At 68.3% G+C, this 21,745-nt stretch carries 14 protein-coding genes and 1 pseudogene; 6 read left to right on the forward strand and 9 right to left on the reverse strand.

Annotated features, from left to right (window positions below; genetic code table 11):
* Positions 1-2: 2 nt before the first annotated feature.
* From ACQEVG_RS16860 to ACQEVG_RS16875, 4 genes are read right to left on the reverse strand one after another with little or no spacing between them, the layout of a single operon-like run.
* On the reverse strand, positions 3-1,076 hold the full coding sequence (locus ACQEVG_RS16860; RefSeq protein ID WP_432983820.1) for an NAD-dependent epimerase/dehydratase family protein: 1,074 nt from the start codon (positions 1,074-1,076) through the stop codon (positions 3-5).
* Positions 1,034-3,001, reverse strand: coding sequence for a fatty acid CoA ligase family protein (locus ACQEVG_RS16865; RefSeq protein ID WP_432983823.1), 1,968 nt, complete (start codon positions 2,999-3,001; stop codon positions 1,034-1,036). Before ACQEVG_RS16865 ends, ACQEVG_RS16860 begins: the two co-directional genes overlap by 43 nt.
* A complete protein-coding gene (locus ACQEVG_RS16870) occupies positions 3,001-3,948 on the reverse strand; it encodes a hypothetical protein (RefSeq protein WP_432983826.1) in 948 nt (315 codons plus the stop codon). Before ACQEVG_RS16870 ends, ACQEVG_RS16865 begins: the two co-directional genes overlap by 1 nt.
* A 2-nt stretch (positions 3,949-3,950) precedes the next feature.
* Complete coding sequence (locus tag ACQEVG_RS16875) at positions 3,951-4,949, reverse strand: 3-oxoacyl-ACP synthase III family protein (RefSeq protein WP_432983829.1); 999 nt, start codon at positions 4,947-4,949, stop codon at positions 3,951-3,953.
* Positions 4,950-5,636: 687 nt separating this feature from the next.
* Between ACQEVG_RS16875 and ACQEVG_RS16880 the strand changes: the two genes are divergently transcribed.
* A complete protein-coding gene (locus ACQEVG_RS16880) occupies positions 5,637-6,251 on the forward strand; it encodes a TetR-like C-terminal domain-containing protein (protein ID WP_432983832.1) in 615 nt (204 codons plus the stop codon).
* On the opposite strand, the gene ACQEVG_RS16885 is transcribed toward ACQEVG_RS16880, so the two are convergent.
* From ACQEVG_RS16885 to ACQEVG_RS16895, 3 genes are all read right to left on the reverse strand, one after another.
* Positions 6,206-6,496, reverse strand: a complete 291-nt coding sequence (locus ACQEVG_RS16885; RefSeq protein WP_432983835.1) for an Atu4866 domain-containing protein — start codon at positions 6,494-6,496, stop codon at positions 6,206-6,208. The two genes, ACQEVG_RS16880 and ACQEVG_RS16885, sit on opposite strands and share 46 nt — an antisense overlap.
* A gap of 92 nt (positions 6,497-6,588) precedes the next feature.
* Complete coding sequence (locus tag ACQEVG_RS16890) at positions 6,589-8,004, reverse strand: amidohydrolase family protein (RefSeq protein WP_432983838.1); 1,416 nt, start codon at positions 8,002-8,004, stop codon at positions 6,589-6,591.
* Complete coding sequence (locus ACQEVG_RS16895; protein WP_432983841.1) at positions 8,001-8,396, reverse strand: hemerythrin domain-containing protein; 396 nt, start codon at positions 8,394-8,396, stop codon at positions 8,001-8,003. The genes ACQEVG_RS16890 and ACQEVG_RS16895 overlap by 4 nt, the downstream gene beginning before the upstream one ends.
* Positions 8,397-8,697: 301 nt before the next feature.
* Here ACQEVG_RS16895 and ctaD point away from each other — a divergent pair, with 301 nt between their 5' ends.
* Both ctaD and ACQEVG_RS16905 read left to right on the forward strand, forming a co-directional pair.
* Entirely contained in the window at positions 8,698-10,428 is a 1,731-nt protein-coding gene (gene ctaD / locus ACQEVG_RS16900) for an aa3-type cytochrome oxidase subunit I (RefSeq protein WP_432983844.1), read from the forward strand.
* A gap of 68 nt (positions 10,429-10,496) precedes the next feature.
* Positions 10,497-10,790, forward strand: a complete 294-nt coding sequence (locus ACQEVG_RS16905; protein ID WP_432983847.1) for a hypothetical protein — start codon at positions 10,497-10,499, stop codon at positions 10,788-10,790.
* 941 nt (positions 10,791-11,731) lie between these two features.
* Here the strand turns inward: ACQEVG_RS16905 and ACQEVG_RS16910 are convergent.
* Together ACQEVG_RS16910 and ACQEVG_RS16915 are read right to left on the reverse strand one after the other, a co-directional pair.
* On the reverse strand, positions 11,732-14,158 hold the full coding sequence (locus tag ACQEVG_RS16910) for a SpoIIE family protein phosphatase (protein WP_432983850.1): 2,427 nt from the start codon (positions 14,156-14,158) through the stop codon (positions 11,732-11,734).
* Positions 14,159-14,328: 170 nt separating this feature from the next.
* Positions 14,329-14,429 (reverse strand): annotated as a pseudogene (locus ACQEVG_RS16915) (ATP-binding protein); the annotation flags it as partial.
* Positions 14,430-14,871: 442 nt separating this feature from the next.
* Between ACQEVG_RS16915 and ACQEVG_RS16920 the strand changes: the two are divergent.
* From ACQEVG_RS16920 to ACQEVG_RS16930, 3 genes are all read left to right on the forward strand, one after another.
* Positions 14,872-16,455 carry a hypothetical protein gene (locus ACQEVG_RS16920; protein ID WP_432983853.1) on the forward strand — a complete coding sequence of 528 codons (1,584 nt, stop codon included), beginning with the start codon at positions 14,872-14,874 and terminating at the stop codon, positions 16,453-16,455.
* Positions 16,456-16,640: 185 nt separating this feature from the next.
* Entirely contained in the window at positions 16,641-18,302 is a 1,662-nt protein-coding gene (locus ACQEVG_RS16925; protein ID WP_432983856.1) for a hypothetical protein, read from the forward strand.
* Positions 18,295-21,711, forward strand: a complete 3,417-nt coding sequence (locus ACQEVG_RS16930; RefSeq protein ID WP_432983859.1) for a DUF6603 domain-containing protein — start codon at positions 18,295-18,297, stop codon at positions 21,709-21,711. Before ACQEVG_RS16925 ends, ACQEVG_RS16930 begins: the two co-directional genes overlap by 8 nt.
* Positions 21,712-21,745 lie beyond the last annotated feature (34 nt).

The following is a 21,745-nucleotide window of genomic DNA, read 5'->3' on the forward strand; positions in this document are numbered from 1 at the left end:
GGCTACTTCACCTTCCGGATGAATTCGTTGACGCCGCCGATGCTGTCGATCCAGGCCTCCAGCTGGGCCATCCCGGCTTCGTGGTCCACCCGGGGCGCCGTCAGATCCCGCCGAGCCGCCGAGATGTCGTACGTCGCCGAACGGGTCAGCAGTGCCAGCGAATACCGGGAGAGCGGAGGCGAGGAGTGCTTGGCCAGCGGCGGCAGTTTCCAGACCATGTCCGCCGTGAAGGCGACTGCGCGCAGCAGGCCGTGGGAGACGCGCTTGGTCGGCTGCTTGCCGCCGAAACGTTCGGCGAGGGCGGCGAGCGTGCTCCAGATCTCCACGGGCTGACCGTCGGCTATGAAGTACGCCCTGCCGCCGACACCGTCGGCACGCGCCGCCCGCACACAGGCATCGGCGGCGTTCTCGCAGTAGCACAGCGAGGCGTACACCGGTCTGCCCCCGGACAGGTCGGGCAGGCTGCCCGTCATCATCTTCGCCAGCAGCCGCGGCATGAAACCGGAGTGGTCGCGCGGGCCCCACACGGCGCGCGGGCGCAGCGCGACGGTGGTGAAGTCCGCGCGGTCAGCGGCCAGCACGAGGCGCTCCGCTGCGGCCTTGGTCTCCGAGTAGAGATTGAGGTGGCGTGCGGGGAAGGGCTCGCTCTCGTCGATGTCGAGCCGGTCGCCGCCATGGATGCCCATCAGCGCGCTGGGGCTGCTGATGAAGACGAAGCGCCGTGCCCCGGCTTCCTGAGCCGCCGACATGAGGCGCTCCGTGCCCGAGACGTTCTCGTCCCAGAACTGGGCACGGGTACCCCTGTCGGTGACCCGGGCCGCGCTGTGGTGCACGGCATCGATCCCGTCCATCGCCCGGCGTACCGAGGCGGCGTCGCGCAGGTCGCCGTATGCGAACTCGATGCCTGCAATGGTGCGCAGATGGCTCAGGTCGCTCTCTTTGCGCACCAGCACCCGCACTTCGTCGCCGGCGCGAACACAGGCGTCGGCGATATGGCTGCCGAGGAACCCGGACGCGCCCGTCACCAGCACCTTCATATGGAAGAGCCCTTCCTCCTGCGGAGTTGTGTCCGCCACCACGTGGCTCCGAAGAGCATCGTGAGCCCGGCTGTCGCCAACGGTTTGCGCCCGGTGGCGAGTTCCTGCTCGGCGCGCAGCGCGGCCGGAATCTGGACCGCGTGGACGACAACGCTCAGGAAGGCGTCGAGCCACCACAGAGAGGTCAGGGCCACGTTGTCCCAGGGCAGCAGCGGCCAGGCCGCCAGGTACGCCCACCCGAGCAGCGGGACGGCGCGCAGCGCCCGGTCCGCCGCGGTCGGGCGGCGGCTTCCGGTGAGCTGGTCCTCGGCCCAGCCGGCCAGCAGCTCCCGGCGGATCTTGGCGTTGTGGCGGATGTCGACGGGAAACGCGGGGTGCGGCAGGAAGTCCGCGATCGCCTTGGTCATCGGGTTGTTCGCGCCCAGTTCGCGCAACTCGCCCTCGATTCGGGGCCACTGCTCGCGGTCGGTGCCCGGCGCCAGCTCCACGCACAGCACCGGCCGCTGCTCGCCGTGTGGGCCGAAGCCCACCAACGCCGAGCGTTTCACCTGCGGGTGGGTGTTGAAGACACCCTCGCAGCGCACCGTGTGCAGGTCGCCGCCGGCTGCGCGGACCCGGTGGCTCTTGCGACCGCAGAACCAGATCCGTCCCTCACCGTCGATCCATCCGACATCACCGGTGCGGTGCCAACGACGTTCGCCGTCCTGGATCTTGTGCTCGGAGTCGGCCTGGGGCGTTTGGAAGTAGCGCGGGCTGACCGCCTCACCGCTGACCACGATCTCGCCCGTCTCACCAGCTGCCACCTGCAGTAGGGGGGTCCACCGAGGGACCGGCCCGTCGCTGACCTTGATGGTGCGCACGGTTGTGCCGGGTGCGGGCCGGCCCACACAGACGCCCAGGCCCTCAGCCGGGCCGGCAGCCGGCCCGGCCAGCGCTTCTCTGCTCTCCACCAGTGCTATCGGCAGCGCCTCGGTCGACCCGTAGGCGCTGAACACACGTGCCTCGGCGGGCAGTACGGCGCGAAGCGCGGCCATCAGCTCGGGGCTCACCGGTGCGCCACCGGAGACGATCACGCGCAGCGAGGGCACGTGGGCGCCGGTCGCTGCCAGATGGGCCGAGAGCGGATCCAGCAGCGCGGGGGAGGCGAACATGGCGTTCACGGAGAAGCGTTGGATCGCGTCGGTCAGCAGCGCCGGGTCGGCGGCGCCGACCCGGCCCATGTTCATCTTCGGCACCACGGCGGTGCGGCCCGCCGCGAGGTCGAACACGCCCATCAGAGGCAGGGTGACCAGAGTGCTGTTGATGTCGGCGGTGAAGTGGCCCTGCTCGACGCCGTATGCCATGCCACGCAGCATGCCGACGGTGAGCTCGACCGGCTTGGCCGGGCCGGTACTGCCGGTGGTGTAGCCGATCAACGCGAGGTCGTCGGGCCCGGACTCCAGCGGAGGCAGCTGCGGCAGATCCGCACCGAGGGAGGTCAGCTCCTCAAGCGCGGTGCCGCTCCCGCGGCCCACCTTGATCAGGCTCTGCACTCCGGCAAAGGCACGCGGGCGCAGCCGTCGCAGGATGTGTGCGGCCGGTACGCCGATGAATGCCTGGACACCCACCCGATGCAGGCAGTCCACCATGCGGCTCAGGCCCATGCCCGGATCGACCACCACCGGAACCGCGCCGACGTGCATCAACGCGAAGACCAGCGTCAGCAGGTCGACGCCCGGAGTCACCAGCAGGGCGGTACGGGTACCGCGGCGGATGCCGTGCTCTTCCAGGGCGGCGGCGCAGGCCCTGACCCGGGCGGCGAATTCGGCGTAGCCGACCGAGGCATAGGCCGGTCGGCCCGCCGACTCCATCCGGTCGCCGTCCGGGTGGATGACGGCAGCCTTGTCGGGCGTACGGACGGCATGCCATGCAAGCAGTTCGGTCAGGAACGCGTCCTCGCGCAGTGCGGTCGAGCTGCTGGGCATCAGCGCGTGGCTCCGTCGATGTCGTCGGCCGGGCGGTACAGGGAGGCTGCCGAACTCAGCCCGGCGCCGACGGCGAGGAAGAGGATCCGCTCGAAGCCCGTGAGCCTGCCCGTGTCTTGTGCCTGGCGGAAGCCGTAGGCGAGTGCCGAGGTGTGCGGGTCGCCCCGCACTCCTTCGACGGTTATGGCGGCATCGGAGGCCACGCCCAGGCGCTTGGCGAGTTGGGCGGGGAAGTCTGGCGACGGCTGGGAGGTGATCAGCAGCGTGCGGTCGAGGACTGCTGTCGCTCCGTCGGCGTCGGTGCCGTCCTCGGCCGCGAGGCAGCCGAGTACGGAGTCGACGGCCAGGTCGAGCATCTGCTCCAGGACGTCGCCCTCGCGGTCGACGACGATGGTGTTGCGGCCTTCGGAGCCGGCCTCGTACAGCGGCACATACCCGTTGACGCCGTGTGCCCCCGGCGCCGACCGGTGGTGCACCCGGCTGAAGCCGCGGGCGTCGTCGGTGCGTTCCAACAGGAGTGCCGCTCCGGTGCTCGCGTACGGGAACTCGGCAGTGCCCGCCTTGGACGGGTCCATCGAGGGATGCGTGTCGGCGGAGACCACCAACACCCGGCGTGCGCTGCCGGTTGCGAGGAGGGCACTGGCGGCCTGGACGGCGTTGAGCACGCCGCAGGCGCCGTTCATCAGATCGAACGAGAACGCGGCCCGCCTGTCGGGGGCGTGCAGATAGTCCAGGTTGATACCGATGCGCTTCTGGATGAGCGCGGCGACGGACGGTTCGGAGATGTTGGAGTCGCGGTAGACACCGACGTTGATCAGGACGTCGACGTCTGCGCCGGTGAGCCCGGCTTGTTGCAGGCAGGCGGTCCCGGCCGATGCCGCGTACCGGATCGCGCTGCCTGTGTCGTCGGCCGGGCTGAGTGCCGTGGAGGTGATGACGGTGGCCATGGTCATACCTCCAGGGAGGAGACGGTCGCGGACAGGAATCCGGTCACCACACCCGAGGCGGCGGGCACCAGGAGGACTTTGGACCCCTTGGGTATTCGGCTTTCCGCGAGTGCCTGGTGCAGTACCAAATAGTGGGAGGTGGTCGCGGTGTTGGCGAACTTCTCGACGACCGAGAGCGTCTGCGGCATCGGTGCCTCGAAGATGTTCTCGCCAACGTGATTCATGAAGTCGATGAACCGGCTGCCGACCTGGTGCTGGACGACGAAGTCGTATCCCTCGTCGGCGAATTGGCGACCGTCTTCGGTCAGCTTGTCGCGGTGGAACGTCGGCCACAGCGAGAGCCTGTCCTGGGCGTGCATCTCCTTGTTGTTGGTGTACATGGCCAGATCGCCGGTGTCGTCGCTGGGCATCCCCAGGCACAGGTGCGAGTACTCCGAGCAGGTCATCAGCTCGATGTCGTGGATCACGTCTGCTTCGTCGGTGGCGCGATCGACCACTACGGCGACGGCCGAGTCGCCCACGGAGAGGGACGCGAACTGGGGGTCCCGGCTGTCCTCCATCTCGCGCGCGGCAGTGAAGGCGATCGGGGTGATGTGCTCTCCACTGAGCACGAGTCCGTTGCGCACCTCACCGGACCGGATTATCCGGTCCAGCAGATAGACGCCGGTCATCATGCCCGCGCAGGCGTTGGAGACATCGAAGTGAACGGCGGAGGTCGCGCCGATCTCCTTGGCGATGCGATGGGCGAACGACGGCTCGAACTGGTGCCGTCGGCCGTCCGTCGTGCGGCTGATGGAGCAGGAAATCACGACGTCGATCTCATCCGGTGCGTAGCGCGAGCGATCCAGACATTCGCGGGCTGCCGAGACTGCCATCGTGAGGCAGTCCTCGGGAATGTCGGCAGTATCGTCCGCGACGCGGCGCTCGGCCATTCCCGTAATTTTGAAGAGGTCGAATTCTGGAACCTTCTCCATGCGAGTGAGCAGTTCCGGAGTACTCATAACAGCCGAGGGGAGGTACGCCCCGATGGACTCTAAACGACTCTTGTTCACAAACCTCTCCCGGTGATTCCTTGTTCACGTGGCGCACTGACGGGGTGACAACCTCGATGAATTCCGGTTTCACCGCAGGGCCGAACTGGTCGTGTTCGTGAAATCCCTGACTACGGCGCGCCGCCCGACGACGTTAGCGCACTGATCAGCGGGGTCTGACGCCGCGAGCCTGTGATGATCACCACTCGGCGGTTATGGAGCGTTGCCGAGGGCGATGGCTAAAAACCGGCGGTGATATTGCGACAGCGTGTCGTGGTGCGCTGCGCGAAATGGCGGGACGGCCGGAAGGGCAGGAACCTGGCTCGGTGAAATCGCGCCGTTGCCGCGGTGCTTGCCTAGCTCAGGCTGCGGGATGGGGGCCGGAACCTGTGTTTCGGGAGGGCTGGTTGTGCGCAATCCGTGCGCTGTATCTGGCCGAATGAGGCACCGTCGACGCGGCGTCCCGCGCCGACAGGCGCTCGACGCTTAACACGCGAGATCGCGCATTAATAGATCACCACCGTATCCAGGTGCGAACACGTCCTGCAACGTGCACCACCGGGAACTGGCCACAGGGGCAGTGAAGATCTCGTACCCGCTAGATTGAGCGCGGCCAGGCACACCCCCGCGGCTCAGGAACACGGCGACCCACAACCGATGGCAGAGCGACCACCACACGGCTCGGCCCGCCCCGGCGGGCGGACGGCGCGAACGCGCGCAGCCGTGCTGGCCGCTGCCCTCGAGGAACTCGGCACTCACGAGTTCGGCGCCCTGACCATGGACAGACTCGCCCAGCGTTCCGGGGTCCACGCCTCGACCATCCGCCGACGCTGGCGCACTGTCGAAGGCGTCGTCATCGACCTGCTGAGCCAGCAAGGCGGGACGATCCCCACCCCCGACACCGGGGACCTCCGTCAGGACCTCCACCAACTCGCGCGGGCCATCGCCGACTTCCACGCCACCCTGCGCAACCGCAACCTCATCGAGCACATCGTCGCCGGGGCTGCCCAGGGCCCCCGTATCGCCGACATCGTCCGCGATGCCTTCACCGCACGCACCGAGCACGTGACCCAGATCGTCACCCACGCGATCGCGCGCGGCGAACTGCCCCCGGAAGTCGACGCGAAGGAGGTCATAGCGGCACTGGGTGCCCCCTTCTACTACCGGCTCCTGATCCTGCGCGGCACCATCGACGACCGCCTGGTACACGTGAGTGCGGAAGCGGCCTACCTCGCGGCGCGCACCGGAGTGTTCAGTTCGCCCTCGCGGTAGAGCACCAAGTGCTCATGGAAAAGAACTCCGTTGCGGACATCGCCGGTTGCGGTGAAGCCGGTGTCGTCGACGTAGTCGATATGGCTGCCGGTGACGGTGTAGCGGCCGGTGTAGGCGCTGGCGCGGTTGCCGCGGGCCTCGTCGTAGCGGCCGTTCGGCAGCAGTTCCTGGCGGATGAAGCCGTCTGCTGTCACCCACATCCCGATGTACGGGTGCGGTGTCCGGGGCGTGTCGTTGCTGGTCATGCCTCTACTGTGGGCCGCTTCGCGGGGACCAACCAGGCCGCCGTCTGCCCAGGTGAGAGGTTCCTGGGTGCGGCACACCCCCCTCCCGGTGCTCAGGCGGTCGCCTCGGTGGCGGTCTGGACGGCGGAGAGGATGTGGTCGCGTGAGGCGGCGACCTCGGCGCGCAGCTCGGTGAGGTCGACGTCCAGCACTCGGCCGTTGAACTTGCGGACGTGGCCGGCGATCAGGACGGTGTCGATGTTGCGGGCGTCGGAGCCCAGGACGATGGTGCCGATCGGGTCGTTGAGCGGCATGTTGTTGATCTCCTCGGCGGTGATCACCAGCAGGTCGGCCTGCTTGCCCGGGGTCAGCGAGCCGGTCACGTCGCCCAGCCCGTTGGTGCGGGCGCCCTGAAGCGTGGCGAAGTCCAGTACGTCGGCGGTGCCGATGCGTACCGGCTCGCGGTCGGTGCCGTAGAGGTTGTTGACGGCGCGCATGCGCTGGATGGCGTGCAGGGCCCGCATCTGGGTGAACATGTCGCTGGCCAGGGCGACTTCGACGTCGATACTCAGGCCGGGGCGGACGCCGGCGGAGAGGGCCTCGTCCACCGCGGGGATCGCGCTCTCCAGGCCGATCTGGGCGTCGGACGTGGGGGCCAGGGCGATGGTGGTGCCGCTGGCGCCGATGGCGCGCCAGGCCTCGGCGGCCAGCCCGGTGGAGTGGATCAGGGTGAGGTCCGGGCCCAGCAGGCCCTGCCGCTCCCAGTCCAGGATGGCTTGCGAGGACGAGGCGCCGAAGACCGCGTCCACGCTGACGCCGATGCCCGACTCCCGGGCGAAGCGGGCGAGTTCGGGACCGTACGCGAGTCCGGGGCCGGCGATCTCGTCGGTGGCGAGGGTGGCCAGGCGGAACGTCAGCAGCTCGTTGCCGTACTCCTTCTGGAGACGGCCGATGTCGGCCGGCCACTGGTGGTCCCAGGCGCCGAAGTGCGGGCCCATGGCGGCGTGGACGCCGCGGATGCCGGTGTCCAGCAGGGCCCGGACCGCGGCGTCGGAGTGGGCGGCGGTACGGGAGTTGTGGGAGAAGTCCAGCAGGGTGGTGATGCCGGAGTCGATGGCGGTGAGCGCCGCCAGCTTCGTCCCGGTGTACATGTCCTGGGGCCGGTAGACCGGGGCGTAGCCGAGGAGTGTGGTGGTGACGTAGGCGCCGAGGTCGTCGACGTCCGGCATGATCCGGCGCAGCTGGGCCTCCCAGGCGTGGCGGTGGGTGTCCACGAAGCCGGGGGTGAGGATGGTGCCGGCGGCGTCGATGACGACGGCGCCGTCGGCTGCCCCCTGGGCGCGCAGATCGGTGCCGACGGCGGCGATGGTGGCGCCCTGGACGAGTACGTCGCCGACCGGGAGGGTGCCGAGTGCGGGGTCCATGGTGACGACGGTGGCGCCGGTGAACAGAATGCGGCCGTCCGGGTCGGCGGCGGCGCGACGCAATTGATCGAGGACGGCCTGGCGCGGGGTGTGGTCGAGTTTCACGGTCTTCGTCCGTTCACGGGTCGGGATGGGTGGGGCGCCTTTGGCGGGCATCCCGTGAGATCAGCGTCCGGCGGCGCGGGAGCGGCAACCAGGCCGCCGCTCACCTGGGTGTGCGGCACCCCCTCTGGTGCCACCCGCGCCTCGGCCTCCTCCGCGCCTACGGTCCTCTTCGCCGCCCGCCGCAGAATCATCTCCTCGGCGGTCTCGTGCATAGCCAGCACGGCCCGGAGTTCGTCGAACAGTTGCTTTTTATGCTCGCGCTGCGCGCTCTTGACTTCTGCGAACAGGTCCCGGATGCGGCCATGCTGCTGAAGCAGGATGCCTACCACGTCGCCCTTCGGGAGCTTTGCGGCTTCCTCACGTTCTGTCTTGCTTGTGATGGCTGCCGCCACTCGGCGACCAGCCGGTGCACTTCCATCAAGTCGTGCAGCAACGCAGGGGCCGGCCGGAGCAGGCTCGGGAGGGTTGCGTAGGTGCTGGGACTAACCAGGCCGCTGGACAAGCAGCCGCGGAGCCCACTTTTGCCATTGACGCTTCATCCCTTTGGAGCACCTGGCAGCGGGAACAGGGGAAGGCCTCTTCGCTGTGAGTGTCATTGCGTGTACCTTCTGTTTCGACCTCGCTTGCGTAATGAACTTCACGGCGCTCTGAAGGCAATTTTTTGGTTTGTTCGGGACCTTTCTAAGGATGCGCATGGATACGTCGACCGAGCCAGTTACACCCATCCCCGTGCGTGGCCGTGGTCGCGGAGCTGTTGTGGTGGCCTGGCTTACTACAACCGATCATAAGAAGATCGGCCATCTCTATCTCATGGCGTCGTTCATGTTCTTCATCTTCGGCGGGCTGCTGGCGCTGGTGATGCGGGCAGAACTGGCGCGTCCGGGACTGCAGATCGTGTCCACCGAGCAGTACAACCAGGCATTCACCCTGCATGGCACGATCATGTTGCTGTTCTTTGCCACCCCGACATTCGCCGGTTTCGCCAACGCAATCATGCCGCTGCAGATCGGCGCTCCGGATGTCGCATTCCCGCGCCTGAATATGTTCTCGTTCTGGTTGTTCCTCTTCGGTGGCCTGATCGTGGTGGGCAGCCTGCTTACCCCCCAGGGCGCGGCCGACTTCGGATGGACGGCGTACACCCCGCTCAGCGGTGGTGAACGCACACCTTATGTCGGGGGCGACATGTGGCTCATGGGGCTGGCCCTGTCCGGGTTCGGCACCATCCTGGGGGCGGTCAACTTCATTACCACGATCATTGCCATGCGGGCCCCGGGAATGACGATGTTCCGCATGCCGATCTTCACCTGGAACATCCTGTTCACCTCGGTGCTGGTCCTGCTGGCCTTCCCCGTTCTGGCGGCCGCGCTACTTGTTCTAGAGGCGGACCGGCGCTTCGGGGCCCAGGTCTTCAACCCGGAAAACGGCGGGGCGGTCCTGTGGCAGCACCTGTTCTGGTTTTTCGGGCATCCCGAGGTCTACATCATCGCACTGCCGTTCTTCGGCATCATCACCGAGATCATCCCGGTCTTCTCCCGTAAACCGATCTTCGGGTACGTCGGGCTGGTCGGCGCCACCATCGCCATCACCGGCCTTTCGGTGACAGTGTGGGCACACCACATGTTCGCCACCGGCGCCGTCCTCCTGCCATTCTTTTCTTTCATGACCTTCCTGATTGCCGTGCCGACCGGTGTGAAGTTCTTCAACTGGATCGGCACTATGTGGAAGGGGTCTCTGTCTTTCGAGACGCCGATGCTGTGGACCATCGGATTTCTCGTAACATTCCTCTTCGGTGGCCTGACCGGGATTATCCTAGCGTCGCCCCCGATGGACTTCCATGTCACCGATACTTACTTCGTCGTGGCTCATTTCCACTACGTCGTCTTCGGTACGGTGGTATTCGCAATGTTCGCCGGCTTCCACTTCTGGTGGCCGAAGATGACGGGCACGATGCTTGACGAGCGCCTGGGGAAGATCCACTTTTGGACCCTGTTCATCGGCTTCCACATGACATTCCTCATCCAGCACTGGCTCGGGGCGGAAGGCATGCCACGCCGCTACGCCGATTACCTGGCAGCCGACGGATTCACCGCCCTCAACACGATCTCTAGCATCGGTGCCTTCCTCCTCGGTGCCTCCACCCTGCCGTTCTTCTACAACGTGTGGAAGACAGCCAAATTCGCCGAGAGGATTGACGTCGACGACCCGTGGGGCCACGGGCGATCACTGGAATGGGCGACATCCTGCCCACCGCCGCGGCACAACTTCGTCACGCTACCCAGGATCCGTACTGAGTCACCCGCCTTCGACCTTCACCACCCTGCTGTCTCGGCCTTGGACCAGGCCGACCGAACTGGGCGCCGCGACGTGGTCGAGCCGGGTCAGGGAGTGGACTCGCCTTCCGGCGACGAGCGAGGTGACGCATGACCCAGAAGGGCGGGCAAAGCCGAGTTGGGGAATACGCCGCGGGTATGGCGCACCTCGAGGGATACCTCATGGCTCACGGTGCGGCTCGTGAGGCCCGCCTTCGGGCGGAGGCATTCGCCTCCCGTATGCCCTGGCTGACCGCCGCGGAGCGTGAGGAGTTGATCCGGCTTTACGCCGAGGAGAGCGTGGCCGGAGCCCGCAGCTATTGGGAGGCCGTGAGCATGCGGGCGGGGGAGTTGCGTGCCGAGTACACCGCCAGATACAAGGTTCTTCGTCGGCGTGTTCTCTACCCGAGCGTGGCTGCGTTGGTCTGCTCCGCAGCCCTTTGCGTGACCGTGCTTCTCCTGGTGCGCGCTCACTGATCGAGTCTCTCGGGCCCCGCCGTCCATCACGGCCGGCAGGCGACCAGTGCGCTGGTTCGGCGCACCGCCTGCTGCTTGGAGGTACCCAGGTGCGGGTCCCGCAGGTCGAATGCAGCAGGAACGGGCCCGGCCGTGGCCCGGCCGGCGGCCCAGGGCCTCGGCGGACATTGGTATGGCTCGCGCGGCAGAATCCCAGACAGAAGTCGTGGCCAACACTTTCGTGCTCGAGGTAATGACGTTCTGCCACGGTCCTCAGTTCCTCGGCCCTGGCGGCGCTCGACGTGGTGGACCGCAGGTGAGGGTGATGCCGTTCACTCGATGCGTTCTCCTCAGTGCTCCAGGGCGTGGCCGACGACTTTGATAAGCCGGGCAGTAGGCCCGCCGACGGTCTCTGGGGCGCTGGCTGCCAACGCGGGAGGGGACGGCGTCGGTCAGCCTGGCCTGGGCTTCGCAGAGTCCGCTGCGCCGTGGTTGCCTGGGCAACCGTTCCGCAGGAAGCGCCATTCCTGAATAGGGGCCTCCGCCAGGGGAGAGTCACCCAGGAACGCCTCGCGCCTGGCCGCCTCAGCGCTTTCCCTCAGCGAACGTCGACGCCCCGGCCCTGCAGGATTAAACCGAGTAGCCCGCTCGTGCCGATGCGGAGTTGCACCACGCCCAGCTCCTGCACCGCCTGCAGCAACGGCCGGGCTGGCCAGCTGAGACGAGGAACGCGTCGGGCCGGGTGTTCGGTCGGTCGGAGCCGGGCTTCCCTGGGCGGGGCGGAATCCTTTGCCGGTCAGGGCAGGAGCGATCTCTTTCCGGGATGCGGGGGAAGGAAACGCGGCCGAGGGCCTCTTGCATTTCGATCGGGCCCCTGCCCACCCGTCGGCACAAACACCGATGCATGCTTAGTTGACCGAGGTTGCTACCGAACGTCTCCGGGCTCATCCACTGGGCTCACGTCACAGCCCCAGCAGTGGCTGCTCGGTCCAGACGGTCTTCCCATCGCGGGTATAGCGCGTGCCCCAGCGCTCGGTCAGCTGGGCCACCAGGAACAGGCCACGCCCGCCCTCGTCGGTGGTGCGTGCCCGGCGCAGGTGCGGTGAGGTGTGGCTGGTATCGGTGACCTCACAGGTCAGGGATCGTTCACGGATGAGCCGCAGGGTCACGGGGCCGTTCGCGTAGCGGTAGGCGTTGGTGACCAACTCGCTGGCGATGAGCTCGGTGGTGAAGGTCAGGTGCTCCAGGCCCCATTCGGCCAGCTGGGCTGTCGTCAGTGTCCTGGCGCGGGCGGCGGAGGTCGGTTCCAGCGGAAGCTGCCAGGAGGCGACGTTCTGCGGGGGGAGCACACAGGTGCGGGCGACGAGCAGGGCGATGTCGTCGGCGGGGTGCGCGGGTACGAGGGAGTCGACCACCGCCTGACAGGTCCGTTCCAGGGGGTCGCTGGGGCGAGTGAGCGCCGCGCGCAGCCGTGCCAGACCCGTGTCGAGGTCGATGAGGCGTTCACCGATGAGTCCGTTGGTGTAGAGGGTGAGCAGGCTTCCCTCGGCCAGTTCGATGTCCCGGGCCTCGAACGGCAGGCCGCCCAGGCCGAGCGGTGGGCCGGCGGGCAGCTCAAGCAGGCTCACCTCTCCGTCCGGGGTGGTCACCACCGGTGGCGGGTGGCCGGCGCGGGCCGCGGAGCACAGCCGGGAGACCGGGTCGTAGAGGGCATACAGGCAGGTGGCGCCGATGACCTGCTCGCCCACGGGCCGTTGCCCGACTGCTTCTTGTTCGGCGGCCAGCAGGTTGACCAGGTCGTCCAGGCGGGAGAGAACCTCGTCCGGTTCCAGGTCCAGGCTGGCAAGGGTGTGCACGGCGGTACGCAGCCGGCCCATGGTGGCTGAGGCGTGGAGGCCGTGGCCGACCACGTCGCCGACAACGAGAGCGACCCTGGCGCCGGACAGTGGGATGACATCGAACCAGTCGCCGCCCGGCCCCGAGGCCGCCCTGGCGGGGAAGTAGCGCGGGGCCACCTCGACGGCCGACTGGGGCGGAACCGCCCTCGGCAGCAGGTTGCGTTGCAGGGTGAGCGCGGTCTCTTGCTGCTGGGTGTAGCGCCGGGCGTTGTCGAAGCTGATGGCGGCGCGCGAGCCGATCTCTTGGGCCAGCGTAAGGTCGTCTGCTTCGAACGGTTCGGGGCGCCGCGAGCGCCACAGGCTCATCGCCCCCAGCACCAGGCCCCGTGCGGCCAGGGGCACCACGATCAGGGAATGGACACCGGGGTCGGGAGCGTGCTCACCCTGGCGCGGTTCCATGGAAAACCAGTCAGGCGCAAGAACGGATTCCAGGACGGAGCGCCCGTCGGCCAGGCACCTGGCTTGGGGGGTGTCCGGTGCGAACTCGACTGGCTCCCCTCCCGGCTGCGAAAGTTCGTGCTGCTGCGCCAGGACGCTGCGGACCGCCACTCGTACGACAGGCTCCGTCAAGCCCGGCGCCGACTCCTCACCGCGCGTCACCGGTTGCGACATGTCCACTGATACGTGGTCGGCCAGGTGAGGGACCATCACATCAGCGAGCTCCCCGGCCGTCTCTGCCACATCGAGTGTGGTTCCGATGCGGGCGCCGGCTTGGGCAAGGAGCGCCAGCCGAAGTCGAGCCCGATGGCGTTCGGTGACGTCCTCGACGGTCTCGGCCACTCCCAGGACCCGGCCGGACGGATCCTCCAACCGGAAGGCCGAGACGGACGCGGCTCGCTCTCGTGCCGGATCCCGCTCCAGGCGGGCGTACTGCTCGGTGGAGACCAGTGATTTTCCGGTCTGCATCACCTGGTGCACCCGGTCCACGGCCTTCCGCGCGTCCTCGGCAACCAGCAACCCGCCGGTAGGCATTCCCCGAAATGAGGCGGCTGGAACGCCGGTGAACCGTTCGACCGCCCGGTTGACCCGGAGAATCGTCATCTCGGGACTGTGGACGACAAGGCCGATCGGGCACCGGCGGAACAACCCGTCGAGAACCGCGCGGTCCCTCTGCCACTCGAGGACCTCCGCCATCGGCGCCCCGACAAGGAACCACTCTCGGACATCGCCATCCCGGAGGAGCGCACGTGCCCTGAACCCCATCTCCATGAGCTGCCCGCCGCGATGCCGCACTGCCAGTACGCCGAACCAGCCTCCGGCTCTCCTGCACGTCGTCGCGGCGTCCTTGGCGGCCGGCAGGTCACGGGGATCGATCAGGACTTCGAGCGCCGGACGGCCGAGCACTGCTGTCTCCGGGTAGCCGAGCAGGTCCTGGGCCCGCCGGCTCCATCCGACAACGGTTCCCCGGTCGTCGAGCACCGCCGAGGCGCCCCGGTGCAGAGCGAACGGATCATCCCGGCTCTCGCTGAGCGTCGTCACCCGCTGGTTCATTGCCGGACACCACCTCTACTCGGCTATCGATGTTCTCCCGCTGGCACTGGATGCGCGACCGAGACTGGCGCCGCTCAGCCCGGGTCACTGGGCCGCGCCACAAGATGTCCGGTGCAAAAGACCAGGTGATGCTGTGAGCCTATTGAACGCGGCCAAGCCCAGAAGCCTTCCTTGCGGGGGTCGAGGTCGGGCTGGAAGGAGAAGTCGTACTCACTGAGTGTCTTGCGATGGGCAGCTTCGACAGTCGCAGCCCCTGGCGGAAGCGGCGGTCCTGGGCTTCACCCGGGGCTCCTCACCCGGACTTCGTACGCCCACGCCCACGACCGGCCAAGACGACACAACGCCAGTACCGCATGCATCATCCGGTTGCCGCTGTTGCACCCGCCTCGTGCCACCGGCTGGGGGACGATGCACTCTCGCTCGGCCTGGTCATGGCGACCCTGAAAGGCTGGGCTCGAATCCACTGTCCGAGCAATGATCACAGCGGTGCCCGCGCACGAACTGAGATGCGCCGGAAAGCTGACCGGCCCGTAGCCCACTCGAGTGAACATGCTGGCTACCCGTCAGGCCTGGAACCTAAAGTACCTAATTAGGCTAATCAGGTCCTCCAGTCGGGTGGTGTCCACCGTCGGCGGAGGTCTGCTTCGCAATCACAGGGCCCGCAGGTGCGGGCCACCCGTGTACCCGCATGTCGGGAGCGAGGAGGGCACGCCATGCCAGACGAGGCTCTTCTTGCGGTCAAGGAACGTGCCGCAGACGTGCTCATGCAGATCCCCGGCGTCACCGGCGTCGGCATTGGCGGGCGCGAACGCAATGGCAGCCCCACCGGCGAGCTCGTCCTCAAGGTTTTCGTCGAGCGCAAACGTCCGCTCGCCGAACTCACCCCCGGCGAGACCCTGCCCACCCGGTTCGAGGGCATCGGCATCGACGTCAGCGAACTCGGCATCGGCCGGCTGGAGACCGCACCTTCGATCGTCGAGGAGGCCACGCCGGGCACGATCCCCGGGTCGCCGCTGACCTCCGACCACGACACCGACGACGAGCGCTACCGGCCGCTGATCGGTGGAGGCCGGGTGCAGAGCGACATGTCCGGCGTCGGCTTCGGAACTCTGGGTTGCTTCCTGCTGCACGAAACCGACCTGAACAAGGTGTACGCGATCACCAACTACCACGTGATCGTGGGCGGGGGGCTGAACCGCCCGCCCGCCGTCGCGGGGAGTACCCGGGTGGGGCAGTCCGAAGCATCCTCCAGCCCCACCAAGTGCTGCTCCCACATGATCGGCACGTTCGTGGGCGGTGGCCGCGACACCGTCAGGGACGCGGCGCTGATCCAGCTCGACGCAGGGATGGAGTACCGCAAGGAGCTCATCGACATCGGCGTGATCACCGGTACGCACACGATCACCCAGCAGGAGGCGCAGACCCAGCGGTACGCCGTACGCAAGCGCGGCGCCCGGACCCGGCTGACCGGTGGTGTGGTCGAGGCCATCAACACGACGCACACCACCTCTGACGGGTTCACCAGGAGCAACATCACTGTCGTCAAGCCCAACCCCAACATCGCCGTACCCGCGGGCCAGCCGCTGTATTTCTCCGACGGCGGCGACTCCGGCAGCGTCCTGGTCAACGACCAGGGCCAGGCCGTGACGCTGCACTTCGCGGGCGACTTCGTGGCCACGCAGAAGGTGAACAAGGGCCTCGAGCTGCCGATCGAACAGATCATCGCGACGTTTGTGGCAGAGGGGTTCGCGATCAAGATGGCCACCGGCAGCACAACCGGGGTGGTTTTCACGGTCCCCGGCGCCACCACCGTCGCCCTGCCCCAGGAACTCGTCCCGGCGCTGGCCGGGTTACCCGCAGGCGAGACAGTACGGGTGCCGGTGGAGGCACCATGGCTGCCCGGGATGCCACTGCCAACGCCGCATCTGCTCGCGGGACTTGAGCAGGAGCTCGACTCCACGCGGGCAGGGCGCCGGCTGATCACCCTGTGGCTGAGGCATGGCAGCGAGCTGATCGCGCTGCTGGAGAGCCGCCGCAGGGTGGCCCTGGTCTGGCACCGCTGCGGTGGGCCCGCACTGATGCAGATGTTCTTCCGGATGACCGCCGATCACACGCTGGTCATGCCGCAGACGATCAACGGCAGGCCGCTTTCCGAGGCCCTTTACCGGATCGCCGACGCGTTCGCGCCGTATGCGAGCCCCGGACTGCGGCACGACCTGGCGGAGGCCCGGGCAGCGCTGCCCGACCTGGGCGGAATGACGTATCCGCAGGTTCTGACCGCGTTCCGGCTGGAGTAGGGGGTCGGCGATGGCACCGAGCGAACCGGAGTCGAAATGCGCCGACGAATTGATCAGCGTGGTGTCGGGGCGCCGAAGTCCATCACTCCATACGGATCTGGAACACGCACGCCGGGCTCTGCCCGACCTCGGCGGGCGCACGTCACCGGCGTTCGCGCTCGGTGCGGACAAGGGGGTACCCGCTCATGAGTGACGCATCCGATCGCGAGGCCATCGCCCAAGTGGCCAGGGTCAAGGAGGAGTCCACCTCGTGGCTGCTCTCGCTGCCGGGCGTGAATCTGGTAGCCATCGGCGGCAAGGAGACCGGCGGCCGATCCACCGGCGAGCTCGTGGTCCAGGTCTGGGTCGACGAGAAGCTGCCGCTTTCGGAGATCCCGCCGGAGCAGCGGATCCCCGAGGAGATCGACGGGGTGAGGACCGACGTGTGCGTGGGCGGCCGGTCGGTGCCGCTGGTCGTCCCCGGCACCTTCGTCCGCAGCGAAGCCACCGATGACACCCGGTACCGGCCGCCCGTCCCCGGCGGTTCCCGGATCAGGGCGGAGAGCGCGAGCGGCGAGGGCACATTGGGGTGCATCGTGCACGATCCCGCCGACATCCAGATCGCGTACGGGCTGACCAATCACCACGTGATCCAGCCGCCGGGCGATCCGGCTCCGACCCCGGGCAGCACAAAGGTCGGCCAGCCGACCAACTCGTCGAGCTCCACCGCCTGCTGCGACGACATCATCGGGAAGTACGCGGGCGGACAGCGCCGCGACCCGGTACGGGACGAGGCGCTCTTCGCGCTCTCCCCGGGCCTCAAGTACGTGTTCGACATCGTCGAGATCGGGTTCATCAGCGGGCAGCACGACATCACACCGATCGAGGCGGCGGCGAACTTCGCCGTACGCAAGCGCGGTGCCCGTACCCGGCTCACCGGCGGCGTCGTCGTCGGCCTGGACGCGACCGGCACCGAAGCGCAGAACCTGCTGCTCGTCCGGCCGAACAGCGCCACCGGCGAGACGTCGGGCGACATCGTGTTCTTCGCGGCCGAAGGCGACTCGGGATCGGTCCTGGTCGACGACGCGGCCGCCGACTCGTGCAAGGTGACCGGGCTGATCCACCGGCGCGGGCTGACCCGGGCGGAGCTGCAGGCGAAGGGCGCGCCGGTGCCGCCCCTGCCCGCCGACGGGATCGAGCGCGTCCTCGGCTTCGCGCTGCCCATCGCCAAGGTCCTCGCGCGGTTCGCGGCGACCGAGAACATCCACGTGGTTGTGCCGACCGCCTCGGCGAAGGACCAGGTGCACACCGTGCCCGGCGGCAGCACCGTCGCCGTGCCTGCCGAGGTCGCGCGGCGGATTACGGCGCAGCCCGCCGACAAGGCCGCGTTCGTGGGAGACGTGGACGACGACGGTGGGCTGCGCGCGCCGGTCGGCCGGGCCTGGTTCGCGGAGGGCCGTCCGCGCGACGCAGACCTGGCCACGCTGCGCGAAGGACTGGACGCCACGGCCAGGGGCCGATTCCTGATCACGTTCTGGCTCAACCATCAGGATGAGCTGAACCGGCTCATCCGCACCGACCGCCCGGTCACCCTCGCCTGGCACCACGGCGGCGGCGCCGCGGTCACGCAGCTGTTCATGCACATGATCAGCCGTCCTGAACTGGCTCTGCCCGAAACCCTCAACGGGCGCCGCCTGCTCGAATGCGCCGACGAGCTGATCACTGCGCTGTCGGCCCGTGGTGGCCTGCCGCTCCGTACGGATCTCGAACGCGTACGCAGCATCCTGCCCGACATCGGCGGGCGCACCCTCCCGGAGATCATCTTCGCACTCGGCGCAGAACGACAGGAGGTCGGTCGCGATGGCTGAGGCCGCGGGAAGCATCGAGCGCGTCGCCACGGAGCTCGCCGGGGTGTTCACCCGGATCACGAACAAACTCGGCGACGATTCCGCGATCGACACCTTCGAGCAGCTCGGGGTGCACTTCCCCGAGGAGTTCCTGACCGAGCCGACGATCAGCGCGGCCCGGCTCACCGTGTACGGGTGCGGGGCGGAGCTACGGCCGCTCACCCAGCGGCTGACCGCCGCGATCGCCTCCGGCGACCAGGCTGCGGTCGCCGGTGCCTCGTTCGCTCTGATCACCCAGTTCGGGCGGGTGGTTGAGGCGCTGCCCGAGCTGGCGAACGCGCTGGCCACGGCGGGCCCCACGCTGCCCGGCATCACCGCGGCACAGATCGCCGAGCTGAACGACAATCTGCCGCGCAAGATGGTCGACCTGCTGCTGGCCGACATCCTCCAGCTCTCCGCTCCGGCGTCGGCGCTGTTACTGGTCTTCGGGATCCTCGAGCGCACCTTCGTACCCGGCGACGACACAAACCCGTCGAAGCCCCCGCACGAACGGGTCTCGGTTCATCTTGACCGGATTCTGCCCGCGCTCACCAACCCGGTCGGGCACCTCGGCACCCTGTACGGCTGGGGCACCCCCCACTTCGACGCGGCACGGCTGCTCTTGGTGATCGAGACGATGGTTGCGGGACTGGGGCTGCCCGTCCTGTTCACCCCCGGTACCGCCACCGAGCCTCCTCGGCTGCAGATCTTCGCCTTCGACCTGGAGCCCACCGCCGACGGCGCCGGGCTCAAGGTCGCCGTGATGCTGCGCGGCGCGCTGACCACCACCTTGACCTTCCCGGTCTCGCCGCCCACCTGGAACGCGGAGATCGGCCTCTCCGGCACGCTGCCCGCCGGCGCGTCCGGCGAGCTGCGTCCCCCGCTGGACCTCAAACTGACCCCGCCCGCCGGCCCGTTCGAGGCGTCCATCACCGCCGGGCTGAAGGCCACGCCGCCCACCCCGTTCCTGCTGCTCGGCACTGTGGGCGGCAGCCGGCTGGAGTTCGCCGGGCTGAGCGCCACCGGCGGGATGAAGCTGACGTTCGACCCCAGTACCGGCAAGGCCGGGGGCGGGCCCATCGCCGAAGGCGAGGTCACCGGCGGCAAGCTGATCATCGACACCGCCGGCGGAGACGGCTTCATCTCCACGTTGCTCGGCCAACTGCACCTCGAGAGCCAGTTCGACGTCGGGTTCTCCTTCACGCCGGAGGAGGGGCTGCGCTTCCACGGCAGCGGCGGTCTTGAGATCCAGGTTCCCGTGCACGTCGAGCTCGGCCCCGTGCAGCTCCAGGCGATCTATCTGCTGGCCACCATCGACGCCGGAAAGCTGCCGATCGAGCTGTCCGCCGGCCTCACCGCCAAGCTCGGCCCGATCTCCGCAGCGGTGGACCGGATCGGGGTCCGCGCCGACCTGAGCTTCCCGGGAAATGGCGGCAACCTCGGCCCCGCCGACCTGGCCTTCGCCTTCAAGCCGCCGACCGGCGTCGGCCTGTCGCTGGACGCCGGTGTCGTCACCGGCGGGGGGTACTTGTTCGCCGACCCCGACCGCGGCGAGTACGCGGGCGTGCTGCAACTGGAGTTCGCGAAGTTCCTCGCGGTGAAGGCGATCGGTCTGATCACCACCCGCATGCCGGACGGCTCGCCGGGCTTCTCGCTACTGCTCGTGCTCACCGCCGAGTTCGGCGGCGGCGGGCTGCAGCTCGGCTACGGGTTCAAGCTGATCGGGGTCGGCGGCATCATCGGCCTCAACCGATCGATGCGGCTCGACGCGCTGATGGAGGGCGTACGGACCGGCGCCATCGAGTCGGTGATGTTCCCGCGCGACATCGTGGCGAACGCTCCGCGCATCCTGAGCGATCTGAGGGCGTTCTTCCCGCCGCAGGAGGGCACCTTCCTGATCGGCCCGATGGCCAAGCTCGGCTGGGGCACGCCAACGCTGGTCAGCGTGTCCCTCGGGGTGATCATTGAGATCCCCGGCAACATCGCGATCGTCGGTGTGCTCAAGGTTGCGCTGCCCACCGAGGAACTGCCGCTGCTGATCCTGCAGGTCAACTTTGCCGGCGCCATCGAATTCGACAGGAAGCGGATCTTCTTCTTCGCCTCGCTGTTCGGCTCCCGCGTGCTGACCATGTCCATCAACGGCGAGATGGGCCTGCTCGTCGCATACGGCGCGGACCCCAACTTCGTGCTCAGCGTCGGCGGCTTCCACCCGTCGTTCGCGCCGCCGCCGCTGCCCTTCCCCAGCCCGCGCCGAGTGTCGGTGGACGTACTCAACAGCGGCATCGGGCGCATCACGATCTCCGGCTACTTCGCCGTCACGAGCAACACGGCACAGTTCGGCGCGCAGGCCGACCTGTTCTTCGGGTTCGGCGGGTTCGGCATCGAGGGCCACATCGGGTTCGATGCCCTGTTCCAGTTCTCGCCGTTCATGTTCATCATCGAAGTGCACGCCTCGGTGTCGCTCAAGGCGTTCGGCGTCGGGGTGTTCTCGATCTCGCTGCGATTCGCCCTGTCCGGTCCCACTCCATGGCGGGCCAGAGGCACCGGCTCGATCTCGTTCTTCTTCTTCGAGATCTCCGCCGACTTCGACATCACCTGGGGCGAGGAGCGCGACACCGTGCTGCCGCCGGTGAACGTCATGCCGCTGCTCGCGGGCGAGCTGCTCAAGCCGGAGGGCTGGCAGGCCAGGCCGCCCGCCGGGGGAGCGCCGCTGGTGACGCTGCGCGCGCTGCCCGAGGCCGAGTCGGAGCTCGTGCTTCACCCGCTCGGCACGCTGTTCGTACGCCAGCGCGCCGTACCGCTGGACATCCAGGTCGACAAGGTCGGCTCCGAGGCCGCGGCCGACGTCTCGAAGCTGGCGGTGAGCCCGGCGGGCACCGGGCTGACCAAGCTGTCCGACGCGGAGGAGATGTTCGCGCTCGCCCAGTTCCAGAACATGGACGACGCGGCCAAGCTGGCGCGCCGGGCCTTCGAGCGGCAGCACGCCGGGCTGGAGTTGAGCCCGGACGGTGTGGCGATGGCGTCGCAGCGCGCGGTGCGCCGCAGCGCCCGGTACGAGCAGAGCGTCATCGACACCATCACCCCGCCGGACAAGCCGTCCGAGTCGTTCGTGAACTACAACGGCACCCTGTTCAACCACTTCATGGCCGGATCGAGCGTGGCACGCTCGCCCCTGGCCGCCGCCCAGCGGACGCTGCGCGAACCCGCGGGCCAGCGGCTCACCGTCACCGGCGACTCGTACGTGGTCGCGCGAACGCTGAACAACCGCCGCCTCAGCGGCCCATTCACCAGCCAGGCCCTGGCCGCCCAGGATCTGGCCGACCGCGTGGCCGGCGCCCCCGCACTGGACGGCACCCTGCACGTCATCCCCGCCTCGGAGGCCCTGTCATGAGCGCGGAGCGGCGACCCGAACGCAGCGAGCCGAG

Origin of the sequence: Streptomyces sp. CA-135486 (assembly GCF_050936555.1) — a bacterium.
Lineage (GTDB): Bacteria > Actinomycetota > Actinomycetes > Streptomycetales > Streptomycetaceae > Streptomyces.

Excerpts from the sequence above, each read along its gene's own strand:
- ACQEVG_RS16865 (WP_432983823.1), bottom strand. The coding sequence starts at position 3,001 with ATGCCCAGCAGCTCGACCGCACTGCGCGAGGACGCGTTCCTGACCGAA.
- ACQEVG_RS16870 (WP_432983826.1), bottom strand. The coding sequence starts at position 3,948 with ATGGCCACCGTCATCACCTCCACGGCACTCAGCCCGGCCGACGACACA.
- ACQEVG_RS16875 (WP_432983829.1), bottom strand. The coding sequence starts at position 4,949 with ATGAGTACTCCGGAACTGCTCACTCGCATGGAGAAGGTTCCAGAATTC.
- ACQEVG_RS16880 (WP_432983832.1), top strand. The coding sequence starts at position 5,637 with ATGGCAGAGCGACCACCACACGGCTCGGCCCGCCCCGGCGGGCGGACG.
- ACQEVG_RS16885 (WP_432983835.1), bottom strand. The coding sequence starts at position 6,496 with ATGACCAGCAACGACACGCCCCGGACACCGCACCCGTACATCGGGATG.
- ctaD (WP_432983844.1), top strand. The coding sequence starts at position 8,698 with ATGGATACGTCGACCGAGCCAGTTACACCCATCCCCGTGCGTGGCCGT.
- ACQEVG_RS16905 (WP_432983847.1), top strand. The coding sequence starts at position 10,497 with ATGGCTCACGGTGCGGCTCGTGAGGCCCGCCTTCGGGCGGAGGCATTC.
- ACQEVG_RS16910 (WP_432983850.1), bottom strand. The coding sequence starts at position 14,158 with ATGAACCAGCGGGTGACGACGCTCAGCGAGAGCCGGGATGATCCGTTC.
- ACQEVG_RS16920 (WP_432983853.1), top strand. The coding sequence starts at position 14,872 with ATGCCAGACGAGGCTCTTCTTGCGGTCAAGGAACGTGCCGCAGACGTG.
- ACQEVG_RS16925 (WP_432983856.1), top strand. The coding sequence starts at position 16,641 with ATGAGTGACGCATCCGATCGCGAGGCCATCGCCCAAGTGGCCAGGGTC.
- ACQEVG_RS16930 (WP_432983859.1), top strand. The coding sequence starts at position 18,295 with ATGGCTGAGGCCGCGGGAAGCATCGAGCGCGTCGCCACGGAGCTCGCC.